The sequence below is a fragment of the Aquimarina aggregata genome (genome assembly GCF_001632745.1).
Classification (GTDB): Bacteria; Bacteroidota; Bacteroidia; order Flavobacteriales; family Flavobacteriaceae; genus Aquimarina; species Aquimarina aggregata.
Map to the genome: position 1 here is coordinate 560,987 of NZ_LQRT01000002.1, position 12,139 is coordinate 573,125.

The 12,139-nt window shown below is 30.6% G+C and carries 12 protein-coding genes; 10 read left to right on the forward strand and 2 right to left on the reverse strand.

Annotated features, from left to right (window positions below):
- Positions 1–6: 6 nt before the first annotated feature.
- The gene (locus AWE51_RS26360) at positions 7–264 is read right to left on the reverse strand and encodes a hypothetical protein (protein WP_147405078.1); all 258 of its coding nucleotides are present in this window, start codon (positions 262–264) and stop codon (positions 7–9) included.
- A 611-nt stretch (positions 265–875) separates the two neighbouring features.
- Between AWE51_RS26360 and AWE51_RS04245 the strand changes: the two genes are divergently transcribed.
- From AWE51_RS04245 to AWE51_RS04290, 10 genes are all read left to right on the forward strand, one after another.
- A complete protein-coding gene (locus AWE51_RS04245) occupies positions 876–1,412 on the forward strand; it encodes a Crp/Fnr family transcriptional regulator (protein WP_066309915.1) in 537 nt (178 codons plus the stop codon).
- Between the two features lie 76 nt (positions 1,413–1,488).
- Complete coding sequence (locus AWE51_RS04250) at positions 1,489–2,013, forward strand: GNAT family N-acetyltransferase (RefSeq protein WP_066309917.1); 525 nt, start codon at positions 1,489–1,491, stop codon at positions 2,011–2,013.
- A gap of 54 nt (positions 2,014–2,067) precedes the next feature.
- Positions 2,068–3,381, forward strand: a complete 1,314-nt coding sequence (locus AWE51_RS04255) for a DEAD/DEAH box helicase (protein WP_066309919.1) — start codon at positions 2,068–2,070, stop codon at positions 3,379–3,381.
- A 23-nt stretch (positions 3,382–3,404) separates the two neighbouring features.
- Positions 3,405–4,715: a DEAD/DEAH box helicase gene (locus tag AWE51_RS04260; protein WP_066309922.1), complete on the forward strand. Its 1,311-nt coding sequence runs from the start codon at positions 3,405–3,407 to the stop codon at positions 4,713–4,715.
- Between the two features lie 95 nt (positions 4,716–4,810).
- Complete coding sequence (locus AWE51_RS04265; RefSeq protein ID WP_066309925.1) at positions 4,811–5,002, forward strand: cold-shock protein; 192 nt, start codon at positions 4,811–4,813, stop codon at positions 5,000–5,002.
- An 89-nt stretch (positions 5,003–5,091) separates the two neighbouring features.
- Positions 5,092–5,409 (forward strand): DUF6660 family protein, encoded by a 318-nt coding sequence (locus AWE51_RS04270; protein ID WP_066309929.1) that lies wholly within the window; start codon positions 5,092–5,094, stop codon positions 5,407–5,409.
- A gap of 58 nt (positions 5,410–5,467) precedes the next feature.
- On the forward strand, positions 5,468–7,654 hold the full coding sequence (locus AWE51_RS04275; RefSeq protein ID WP_066309932.1) for a TonB-dependent receptor: 2,187 nt from the start codon (positions 5,468–5,470) through the stop codon (positions 7,652–7,654).
- A gap of 132 nt (positions 7,655–7,786) precedes the next feature.
- Positions 7,787–8,839 (forward strand): helix-turn-helix transcriptional regulator, encoded by a 1,053-nt coding sequence (locus AWE51_RS04280; protein WP_066309934.1) that lies wholly within the window; start codon positions 7,787–7,789, stop codon positions 8,837–8,839.
- 155 nt (positions 8,840–8,994) lie between these two features.
- Complete coding sequence (locus AWE51_RS04285; protein ID WP_066309935.1) at positions 8,995–9,567, forward strand: uracil-DNA glycosylase family protein; 573 nt, start codon at positions 8,995–8,997, stop codon at positions 9,565–9,567.
- Positions 9,568–9,700: 133 nt separating this feature from the next.
- Complete coding sequence (locus AWE51_RS04290; protein WP_066309937.1) at positions 9,701–11,254, forward strand: DEAD/DEAH box helicase; 1,554 nt, start codon at positions 9,701–9,703, stop codon at positions 11,252–11,254.
- Position 11,255: 1 nt separating this feature from the next.
- Here AWE51_RS04290 and rlmF read toward each other — a convergent pair whose 3' ends face one another.
- On the reverse strand, positions 11,256–12,113 hold the full coding sequence (gene rlmF, locus AWE51_RS04295; RefSeq protein WP_066309942.1) for a 23S rRNA (adenine(1618)-N(6))-methyltransferase RlmF: 858 nt from the start codon (positions 12,111–12,113) through the stop codon (positions 11,256–11,258).
- Positions 12,114–12,139: the final 26 nt, after the last annotated feature.

Consider the following 12,139-nt stretch of genomic DNA (forward strand, 5'->3'; position numbering starts at 1 on the left):
GTTGGTTTACCTTATATACTCATGTTTTACGTCCTGAGCGAGACGGAATAAAGCAAACCAACTCAAATACGAACTCAATTGGCAACCAATACTTCTTAAACTTTCTCTTACATTGTTTATAACTCTTATTGTTATTCCTCCATACGATTCGTCATCTCTGGTGATCCAATAAACAGTTTTTAGAAAAAGTTCAATCAAAGATTGATTTACTGCCAACGGACCAGTAGGGGTGCTCAGTCGTAAATGTATGTTTGGTTTGAACATGATTAAATAATTAATAAATTAATATAATAAACTTAAATTTTTTACTCCAAAATTTATGCCATAAACTGACTTTTAGACAAATAACTTTTAGTAGCAAAAAGTTATAAATAAAAAGTATTTTCAATATGCATCTATTTCCTTGAATTTCATCAAGAATTAGCAAGTAAACATCCTAAAATTATGAGCCTTACTTAATAAAAGCTACTCATTTTTTATATTTAAATATATATGTTTTTTAGCGGGGTATTCTAATCATAGAATCTATAGATTAGAAAACTTGAAAAACATAATTTTTGAGCAATTTCCCGAGATAGGGAAACCAAACTATGTCCCTATATTGAGAATTGAACAAAAAAGTAAAGAAATGAATCGTTCATAATTCTTATAATTTGTTACAATGCAAATTTACTTTTTATTTTTCACATATACAATGAGGTAAAACCGTAAAATTGAGGGAAATATCCCCTTTTTATTCTAGTTAGAATACTGTAGATTGATCTACTTATAAAGCCTCTATAATAATCTTTATAGTAGAAATATAGTTGTGAATTAAAAGAGATGTTTGTTAAAAACATTACATTTATTTGGCTCTAAAGCATCAAGAAAATAGCATGACAGCAATTCAAAGATTAAAAAACATTTTAGAAGAAGATGGTATTCTCTCAAAAACTATTATGATCGAGCGTGACCAATTTTTAAAAAAGGAAAATACAATTAATACAAATTTATATTTTGTTTTGCAGGGTAGTTTAAGAGTCTTTTTCATGAATGAGTATGAAGAGCATATTTTATACTTCGGATACAAAAAGTCTTTGATTACTGCATTGGATTCATTTTTTTCTGCTAAGTCTTCAATATTACAAATTCAAGCCATAAAAAAAACCAGAGTAATCTATATTTCCAAAATTGATTTCATGACATATATGAGTAAGAATCCAGAAAATTTACAATTATGGCATGAGATTTTAGAAGAACTTATTCAGTTACAAATAGAAAGAGAAATAGATCTTCATATTAAATCTCCTTTAGAACGATACCAAAGAATTTTAGATAGAAGGCCTGAGTTGTTTCAAGAAATTCCGCATAAATACATTGCCTCATACCTACGTATGGCTCCAGAGACATTATCGAGAATTAAAAAATCTTGATTTCAGTCAATCTTTTTATGTTAAGGATGTCATTATTTTTGTCCTTAACATAGTATATATAAATCAAAAGAAAAAGATGCAAGACTTTAAAGTAGAATTACTAACTAAGAGTAATAGCGATTTGTTTTTTCACCTTATTGATACCAATAGAAATCGACTGGAGGATTTTTTTGCTGGCACCGTAGCACGAACTTTGACGTTAGAAGATACTAAAGAATATTGTGCAGAGATAGAAACCAAAATAAAAGAAAAAACCTACTTTCCTTATATGATTATAGATCAAAAGACTAAAATGTTTATAGGACTTATAGATGTAAAAAATATAGATTGGAGTATTCCAAAAGCAGAATTAGGGGCATTTATTGATAGTAATTTTGAAGGTAAAGGAATTGTTTTCAATTCAGTTTCAGGTTTAATCGATGAAATTGTAAAAGAACATGGGTTTAAGAAATTATTATGTAGAATATCTAATAGAAATAGTAGAAGTATAAATGTTGCTCTAAAAAGTGGTTTCGAACTCGAAGGAACAATAAGATATGATTATAAAACTACCAAAGGAGAGATCGTTGATCTAAATTATTATGGAAAAATTTTTAAGTAACCATAATCAAATCATATTTTCGTTTTATAGAACTATCTTTGCATAAAAGATTTTATGTCAAAGAAGTTTTCCGATCTAGGAATTTCAACACTATTACAAAAAGGTTTAGCAGATTTAAACTTTACTACACCAACAGAAATACAAGAAAAAACAATTTCGGTTTTATTAAATGAGAAAAATGATTTTGTAGGACTTGCAAAAACAGGTACTGGCAAAACAGCTGCTTTTGGACTGCCGCTCTTACAACTTGTCGATATCACCAATCCTAAAATACAGGCCGTCGTTTTAGTTCCTACTAGAGAGTTGGGTCATCAGATATATGAGAATTTACTTTCCTTTTCCACACATCTTGAAGATATTTCTATAGCAAGTATTTGCGGAGGAATACCTATTAAACCACAAATAGAAAGATTAACTAATACAACACATATTGTCGTAGCAACACCAGGCCGCTTAATCGATTTAATTAAAAGACAGGTTATACAATTAGATAGTACTAAATATCTGGTTCTTGATGAAGCAGATGAAATGATAAGCGTTTTAAATGATGGATTAGATGAAATAGTTAAGGTATTGCCCAAAAACCGAAGAACATTTTTGTTTACTGCAACAATGCCTGGAACAATTAAGCAAATGGTCCAAAACTATATGTCTAAGCATGTAACACAGGTAAGTGTTAATATGGAAACATTGGGCCATCAAGGTATAGATCATCAATACGTTATTGTAAAACCAATAGAGAAACTACAGGTTTTAATGCATTTTCTAAACACAAAAGAAGGAGAACGTGGAATAATATTTTGCAAAACTAAAGCTGCAGTAAATAAACTGGCAAAGAATCTTGCGATACATAAATTTTCATCAGGTGCACTTCACGGAAGTTTATCTCAACCTATCCGAGACAGAATTATGGAGCAATTTAGAGAAGGACATATTAATATACTAATTGCTACAGATTTAGCTGCAAGAGGAATTGATGTTAAAGAGGTGTCTTATGTAGTAAACTATCATTTGCCAGATGTTTATGATACGTATGTACATAGAAGTGGAAGAACTGCTAGGGCAGGAGCTAAGGGTATTTCTTTAACTGTGATTCAAGAAGAAGAAGAAGTTGATATTGCTGAGTTTTCTGATGTATTAGGAATTGATTTTAAAAGCTTTAAAAAAGCTGATCAACAAAGTATAGATGAAAACAATGGTCTTTTGTGGGCAAAGAGAATATTTAAGACAAAACCTAATCGCGAACTTTCTAGTGCGTATAAAGAAAAGATAAAAACAATATTTCATCACCTTACTAAAGATGAATTGATAGAGAAAATGTTGTCGAACCATTGGTCACAACAAAATACTAGTGACAAAAAGAACTAAATCAAATAATACCACCAATAGAAATGGCTAACCAAATAAAAGGGCAAGATAGTATTCTAAATAAACTGAATATTGACAATCTAAATCCAATGCAAGAAGAAGCATTAGCTACTATTAAAAATAATGAAAATACAATAATACTGTCGCCTACAGGTACTGGTAAAACTTTGGCCTTTTTATTACCAGTTATAAACGATTTAGATCCGGATTGTCAGGACATACAGGCTTTAATTTTGGTACCTTCAAGAGAATTAGCAATTCAAATAGAACAAGTAGTACGTGAGATGGGCTCTGGGTTTAAGGTCAATGCAGTTTATGGTGGGCGTTCTATGTCTAAGGATAAAGTAGAACTAAAGCATGCACCAGCAATTCTTATCGGTACTCCGGGTAGAATAGCAGATCATTTTGGACGAGAACGTTTTTCTAAAGAAAATATAAAAACCTTGGTTTTAGACGAATTTGATAAGTCTTTAGAAACCGGTTTCGAATATGAAATGAGAGGTATTATCAATGAATTGCCTAATGTTCATAAAAGAATATTGACATCAGCGACTCAAGAAATAGATATTCCTGATTTTGTAAAATTAGAACACCTAGAGGTTATCAATTATCTGGATCAAGGGGTTTCTAATTTAGAAGTAAAAACTGTAGTATCTCCTTCAAGAAATAAACTTAATACTTTAGTAGACCTACTATCTGAATTAGGAGATCAACCAGGAATTGTTTTTTGCAATTTAAAAGACACTATTAAAGTAGTAAGCGATTTTTTGTTCAAAAATAAGATCAACCATGGCTGCTTTTATGGTGGTATGGAGCAAAAAGATAGAGAGCGTTCACTTATAAAGTTTAGAAATGGTACTCATCAAATAATAGTAGCAACAGATTTGGCAGCTAGGGGAATTGATATTCCAGAGATAAAGTTTATTATTCACTATCAATTGCCATTAAAGGTCGAAGAATTTACACATAGAAACGGTAGAACCGCTAGAGTAAATGCAGAAGGAACAGCATATGTATTAAAAGCTCAAGATGAACGATTACCAGAATTTATTCAAAATACTGAAGAAATTAAAGTTACTAGACAATCGGTTAGAAGTCCACAATATTGGCAGACATTATTTATCTCTGGAGGTAGAAAAGATAAAATATCTAAAGGTGATATTGCAGGATTGTTTTTTAAGCAGGGTAAAATCAATAAAGATCAATTAGGAATTATAGAATTAAAGCAAGATTGTACATTCGTCGCAGTTCCTATAGAAATCGCAGATGAGTTGGTGAAGAATTTAAATAACAGTAGGTTAAAGAAGAAAAAAGTAAGAATAGCTATTGTATGATTGGATATGGTGAAATATGACATTTTGTTGCTTTTAGTTTTATGGCATCATATTTGACATAGTTAAAGTAATTATTAAAAATTAAATTTATAACAATGAGTAAAGGAACAGTAAAATTCTTCAATGATGCCAAAGGTTTTGGTTTTATAACAGAAGAAGGTTCAAACAAAGAGCATTTTGTGCACATTTCTGGATTAATAGATGAAGTTCGTGAAGGTGATGAAGTTGAATTTGATCTAAAGGAAGGTAAGAAAGGATTAAACGCAGTAAACGTAAAAGTTATCTAATATATACTTATTTCTTTGGTAAAGCCTATCAATATTTGATAGGCTTTTTTGTTTTCAAAACTTTGTATTATTGTATATTTGAAGTATACATGAAAGCAACTACATTCATATTGTCTATTCTTATGCTAGTGTTAGCATTGAAACCATGTTCTGATGGAGATAATGAAGAACATTTGGATGATATGGCTATAGAAAAAAATCATGATCATTCAAAAGATACAGATGATTCTTGTCCATCTATGTGTATTTGTTATTGCTGTGGAGTTACAATTACTTTTGATGCTCCGAAATATTATGACATAGAACCTTCTTCTAATATTTCTACAGAAATTAGTAATGTATATGTCTCTAAATATACATTTGCTTATCTATCCAATATATGGCAACCGCCACAAATGTTAAGCTAACGTATTTTGGCATGTGCCAAAACTTCAAATTTTAGTTTAACTAGATTAATACATACAAATGAATAAAATATTTTTGAGCATAATGCTCATGATACTGTCATGCATATCAATATATGCGCAAACGGTAGAAACTGTTAGTTTAAAAGTATACTCAGAAAACGAAAAACAACCTCTAATAGGAGCAACGGTATATATTAAAAAGATCGATAAGGGTGTAATTACTGATGCTGATGGTATAGCCAGATTCGAAGATGTTGAACACGGAACATATACTATTACAATTTCATTTTTAGGATATACAACTATACATACCAAGATAGAAGTACCAAGTACAGATGACCTTGTTTATTTTCTTAAATCAGAGGGTAATGAACTAGATGAAGTTGTTTTACAATCAACTAGAAGTACAAGAACCATTAAGAGAATACCTACCAGAATAGAATATATAGGTGGAGAAGAACTAGGAGAAAAAATTATGATGAACCCAACTAATATCTCTATGGTGTTGCGTGAAAGTACAGGAATACAAATGCAGCAAACATCCTTAAGTAGTGGTAATAGTAATATTCGTATTCAAGGCTTAGATGGTCGTTATACCCAATTACTCAGAGATGGTTTTCCTTTGTACGGAGGCTTTTCAAGTGGTTTAAGTATACTTCAAATCCCTCCGGTAGATTTAAAACAATTTGAAATTATCAAAGGAAGTTCATCTACACTTTATGGTGGAGGTGCAATTGCGGGTTTAGTAAATATAATATCTAAAACTCCAGACTATGAAGCGGACTTAGACATTATGTTAAACCAAACACAAGCACTTGGAAGTACTGCCAGTATTTTTTATAGTAAGCGCAATGAAAAATTTGGTCTTACAATGTATAGTTCTGGTAACTATCAAAAAGCATACGATCCAGAAGATGATGGTTTCAGTAATTTACCATTAACAAAATCCGTTACTGTAAATCCTAAATTATTTTACTATCCGTCTGAGAATACTACTTTTTGGTTCGGACTTAATGGTACCTATGATGATAGGACAGGAGGAGATATTGTAAGAATTGAAGATGGAAGAGACGGAATCAATCGTTATACCGAAGAAAACATTTCAAAACGTTTAAGTAGTCAAGCAGTCTATACTTCAAACATTGATGATACAAAATCAATAAATATAAAAAACAGTATTTCTTTTTTTGATAGAGATTTAACCATTCCAGATCTAAATTTTAGTGGTAAACAAATAAATACCTTTACAGAAGCTACCTATCGAACACAAAAAAGAGCATTAGATTGGATTTTTGGTGCAAATTTATATACTGTTAATTTTAATGAAGATGATAATAGCACTTTACAAAGAGATCAAGATGATGTTACTTTAGGAGTATTTACCAATACAACTTATGATCTTTCTACAAACTGGATTATAGAAGCGGGATTAAGAACAGATTATGCTGTTGATTGGGGATTTTTTCCTTTACCAAGAGTTTCTTTACTATATAAATCAGAAACTAATTTCTCCAGTAGAATCGGTGGAGGATTAGGATATAAGATACCAGATATTTTTACAGAAGAGGCCGAATTTATTAGTTTTAATAATGTATTGGCCATTGATAAAGATGCTTTAAAAGCAGAACGTTCTTATGGAATCAATTTGGATTTTAATTATCAAGCTCAATTAACTGAAGAACTTGGTTTTTCTATAAACCAATTGTTTTATACAACAATGATAGATAATGGACTGATATTAAATACAGAAGGAACAGGTTTTTTTGCATTTGAAAATGCAGATGGCAAAATTTTAAGCAAAGGAGCAGAGACCAATATAAAATTTACATATAAAGATTTTAGATGGTTTCTTAATTATGCACTTATAGATACTAGATTAAATTATTTAGATGGTAACCCCCAAAAACCACTTACTGCTCGACATAATGCAGGTAGCGTTGTTATGTATGAATCCCCAGTGTGGAGATTTGGTTTTGAAACATATTATACTGGTAAACAGATTTTATCTAATAGCGATAAGACTACAGATTTTATAACAATGGGTTTTTTAGCTATGAAAAACTTTAAATGGGGTAGCGCTTTTGCTAATTTTGAAAACTTTACAGATAGAAGGCAAAGTAGATATTCTCCTCTGGTATTACCACCTAATGATAACCCTACATTTACAGAAATTTATGCTCCAACCGATGGATTTATAGTCAGTTTAGGTGTAATATTAAAACCATTTGGTAACAAAGGTCACTAATTAAATTTTGATAAATAGTAGTAAGTTCTTCATGATAAGGTCGTCAAACAAATGGCCTTATTGTGGTTCTAAGTTTAATATAATTATCCATAATAATTATATTTGTAAAATAGGTATAAAGAATTTTTTCAAATGGTAAATAAGATCAATGCCGAAATCAATAAGGTTTATTTTATTAATAAATACACTTTAATTCATATTCTAGAGGGTACTGGAAATATTCAAGTAGATTTCAAGAATTACTATGATTGGCAGGATAAGGCAATTTACCTGGAAAAAGGACAGTATATCAAATTTATGTCTGATGATTTTGTAGTTAGATTTATTGACTTTCCGGATGAAATATTGTTTAAGTCAAAAGATGTGCGAATTTTATTTAAACACCTAATCTCATTGGGGTATATCAATTTTAACGAATGTGAAGATTGTAAAACGTTCTTAAATAATACTGTTTTTAATGATAAACTAACGAATCTAATAGATGTTTCTACAGAACAATGGTATTGGCAAAATCCCTTTCAGGCAAATAAAGAAGAATATCAAGTAATTTTTGATGTTAAGGATTTTATTGATTCAGAATTTACAAATCAAATAAATTCAAAATCTTTAGTAGATCATTTAGTAAACACCCAGTATAATGTACAGCATCTAGTAAAGAATAAGATAGGCATATCTATAAGTAAATTAATAAATAATAAGCGACTTACAGAAAGTCAAAAAGATATAGCCTTTACAGATAAAAGTATTCAAGAAATAGCCTATGAACAAGGTTATAAAGATCCTGCATATTTTAATAGAGATTTCAAAAATAGAATAGGGCAAACGCCTAAGCAATTTAGAGATAGTTTTGATTATAAAAATCGTGATACCTTTTCTCAAGATTTAGTAGAGCTTATTCAATTGTTTCACAAAGAAGAACACGCTCTAGGTTTTTATGCAAATGAGATGAATCTTAGTGTAAAGGCCTTGTCAAAAAAAGTAAAGCAAAAAATGAATGTTTCTTTAGGACAATTAATTCGGTTACAAATTATATTGTCGGCAAAAACAATGCTAGAAAAGGATGAAAGTGTAAAAAACATAGCACATACCCTTGGTTTTGAAGAGGCTAATCATTTTACATCTTTCTTTACAAATTATGTAGGTACACCACCTTCTTCCTATAAAAAAGAAAAGTACAATTTATAGAGACTTTTTTATAGCCTTAAAATATGAATTCATTATCATATTTGTATTGTATTTATTAGAATTAATAAAATAAATACAGAATAGTTAATTTGATAGTTGCTAAAGCATATTGATATGTAATTGATTGATATGCTTTAGTTTTTTACCTTAGTTTTATGAAGAAATTATTAGATGATATTTATAAATGCACAGTATGTAGTGAGCATCTGCCATTAGGGCCTAGGCCTATTGTCTCGGGAAGCAAAAAGAGTAGTATAGTAATTATCGGTCAAGCACCAGGAACGGTAGTACATAGAACAGGTGTGCCTTGGGATGATAAAAGTGGAGAAAATTTGAGGAACTGGCTCGGTGTAGATACTACAACATTTTATGATGCAGACAAAGTTGGGTTGGTACCTATGGGATTTTGTTACCCAGGTAGAGGGAAATCAGGAGATTTGCCGCCAAGAAAAGAATGTGCTCCATTATGGCATGATTTACTATTAAATCAGATGAAAGAGGTAAAACTGACAATACTGGTAGGAAAATATGCTCAAGATTATTATCTCAAAGAGAAATCTAAAAGAACACTAACAGAAACCGTTAAAAATTTTGAAGAATACCTACCAGATCATTTTGTATTACCGCATCCGTCTCCAAGAAATAATATATGGCAAGCTAAAAATGAATGGTTTGGAAAGGAAGTGTTACCTGTTTTAAAAGAAAAAATTAATAGCCTAAATTTATGATATACCGCATTTTTAAAGGGTAAATAGAGAGTTTTACAGGAAGAAAGATTAAAATATTTGCATTTTTAGCGTTAAAAATCTTTTAAAAAGCCTTTAAAGCCTTAATTTTACAACCCTAAAAAAGAAAAAGGATATGTCGGAGACAATTACAGAACCACAAGAGAAGAAAACAGGTAAAGAGCTTTATAGTTATCAAAAAGGCGCTATAAACAAAATTTTTAAAAGTTTTGAAGATGCTCCAGAAGATTATCACTTATTATATCAATTACCTACAGGTGGTGGTAAGACAGTTATTTTCTCTGAAATTGTTCGACAATATCTTAAGCATCATAACAAGAAAGTCCTGGTAATGACGCACCGTATAGAATTGTGTAAGCAAACTTCTAGTATGCTTACGGGATTTGGTGTAATTAATAAGGTTGTAGATAGTAAGGCAAATCTTGATGATCAAGAAGACTATAGTTGTTTTGTGGCTATGGTTGAAACTTTAAACAATAGATTAAACGAAAACAAACTGGATATATCTGATATTGGGCTAGTAATAATTGATGAGGCTCACTATAATTCTTTTACCAAGTTGTTTAAGTTTTTTGAAAAATCCTTTATTTTAGGAGTAACCGCGACCCCTTTAAGTTCTAATATGAAATTACCCATGAAGGATAATTACAATGAACTTATTACAGGAGAAACTATTGAATCTTTAATAGAAAACGAGTTTCTGGCTAGAGCAGAAGTTTTTGCATACAATATGGGATTAACTTCGTTAGAAGTTGGTTCTAATGGGGACTACACCGTAAAATCATCAGAAGATTTATATACTAATAGTGATATGCTAGGCAAGTTATTAGATGCCTACAAAAAACACTCTTTAGGAAAAAAGACGTTGATTTTTAATAATGGAATTAATACATCATTACATGTTTTTGATACATTTAGAGCAGCAGGTTTTCCTATAGCACATTTAGATAATACTGCTACTAAGAAACAAAGAAAACAAATCTTAACATGGTTTAAAGAAACTCCAGATGCCATTTTAACCTCTGTGAGTATATTAACGACAGGATTTGATGAGCCTACAGTAGATACTATAATTTTGAATAGAGCTACAAAATCGCTAACCCTGTATTATCAAATGATTGGTCGTGGTTCCCGAATTTTAAAGAACAAATCTAAATTTTCTGTTATTGATTTAGGAAATAATCTCTATCGTTTTGGACCTTGGGGAGCCGATTTAGATTGGCAAAAGATATTTAATTCTCCAAACTATTATATGGATAAACTCCTTAATGATGAGGAGATAGAGGGGAAATTTAAACATGAAATGCCGGCAGAATTAAGAGCAGAATTTGCTAATTCTGAAGAGGTATATTTTGATATTAAGGATACGTATATAGATTCTGTTAAGAAGGGAGAATCATCTAAAGTTGTATTAGAGCGTTCTATTGCGCAGCATGCAAAAATTTGTGTAGAAAATAGCGAAGATTTATATGATGCATTGGCTTTAGCCAAAATGCTGGGAGAAGACATTGATCATCGTATAAAAGAATATGCTAAGTGTATAAGTAAAAGTACCCACAATTTCTTATCATGGTTAAAAGATGATTACAGAAAAAAACTTAATGCTTACTTAAGAGAGGATTTTGACACTTTGTTTGAAGAAATTCATGGTAGACCGCCAGAAGATTAATCTAGGTTTTAAACTTCCAGGTAATGCATCTACTTTTTTTATTTCCTTGTGACATTTCAATGATTGTATGATCTGCCTTTATTTTATTTAATTGTTTTTCGATCTTGGGTAGATTTTCTTTTTTTGAAACAAGACAAGTAAAAACTCCTACTTGATTTGCAAAGCTTATACTTTGTTTTATCATACGTTTTATAAAGAGTGCTTCACCACCATTGCACCAAAGTTCGTTGGATTGGCCTCCGAAATTAAGTTGTAAATCACTGGTCCCTTTTAAATTTTGTAATTTTTTAAGGGTTCCTTTTTGTGCCTCTTCTTTTGATTTATGAAAAGGAGGATTACAAATCGTAAAATCAAAATATTCATCAGGTTTTATAATACCATCAAATATATTGGCATTACTTTCTTGAAACCTTATTTCGATTTTTTTTGATAATTCAGAATCGGTTTCTATATTTTGTCTGGCAGCCGCAATAGCAGTTTTGTTAATGTCTGATCCTACCATAGTCCAATTATATACCTTTGCAGCTAGAATAGGATAAATACAATTAGCTCCTGTGCCAATATCTAAACCTTTAATACTTTTGGACGCATTAGTTTCTAAAAGATCATTAATATGATGAATATAATCTATCCTTCCTGGGATAGGAGGGCATAAATACCCTTTTGGTATATCCCAATTATGAACTGCATAATAATACTTTAAAATAGCTTTGTTGAGCTCAAGAACAGCTTCGGGATTAGAAAAATCTAAAGTCAAGTTTCCGAATTTATTAGTGAAAACAAATTTTTCTAAGGTAGCCAAAGATTTAATTAATGCTAAAAAGTCATAAGGTGTATTGTGGATGTTTTTTGGATGCACAGCTAGAAATTTAAGTCAAAGATACT

Bases quoted from the DNA above. Each gene is read 5' to 3' on its own strand.
- AWE51_RS04255 (WP_066309919.1), top strand. From the start codon at position 2,068: ATGTCAAAGAAGTTTTCCGATCTAGGAATTTCAACACTATTACAAAAA.
- AWE51_RS04280 (WP_066309934.1), top strand. From the start codon at position 7,787: ATGGTAAATAAGATCAATGCCGAAATCAATAAGGTTTATTTTATTAAT.
- AWE51_RS26360 (WP_147405078.1), bottom strand. From the start codon at position 264: ATGTTCAAACCAAACATACATTTACGACTGAGCACCCCTACTGGTCCG.
- AWE51_RS04270 (WP_066309929.1), top strand. From the start codon at position 5,092: ATGAAAGCAACTACATTCATATTGTCTATTCTTATGCTAGTGTTAGCA.
- AWE51_RS04275 (WP_066309932.1), top strand. From the start codon at position 5,468: ATGAATAAAATATTTTTGAGCATAATGCTCATGATACTGTCATGCATA.
- AWE51_RS04245 (WP_066309915.1), top strand. From the start codon at position 876: ATGACAGCAATTCAAAGATTAAAAAACATTTTAGAAGAAGATGGTATT.
- AWE51_RS04285 (WP_066309935.1), top strand. From the start codon at position 8,995: ATGAAGAAATTATTAGATGATATTTATAAATGCACAGTATGTAGTGAG.
- AWE51_RS04290 (WP_066309937.1), top strand. From the start codon at position 9,701: ATGTCGGAGACAATTACAGAACCACAAGAGAAGAAAACAGGTAAAGAG.
- AWE51_RS04265 (WP_066309925.1), top strand. From the start codon at position 4,811: ATGAGTAAAGGAACAGTAAAATTCTTCAATGATGCCAAAGGTTTTGGT.
- AWE51_RS04260 (WP_066309922.1), top strand. From the start codon at position 3,405: ATGGCTAACCAAATAAAAGGGCAAGATAGTATTCTAAATAAACTGAAT.
- AWE51_RS04250 (WP_066309917.1), top strand. From the start codon at position 1,489: ATGCAAGACTTTAAAGTAGAATTACTAACTAAGAGTAATAGCGATTTG.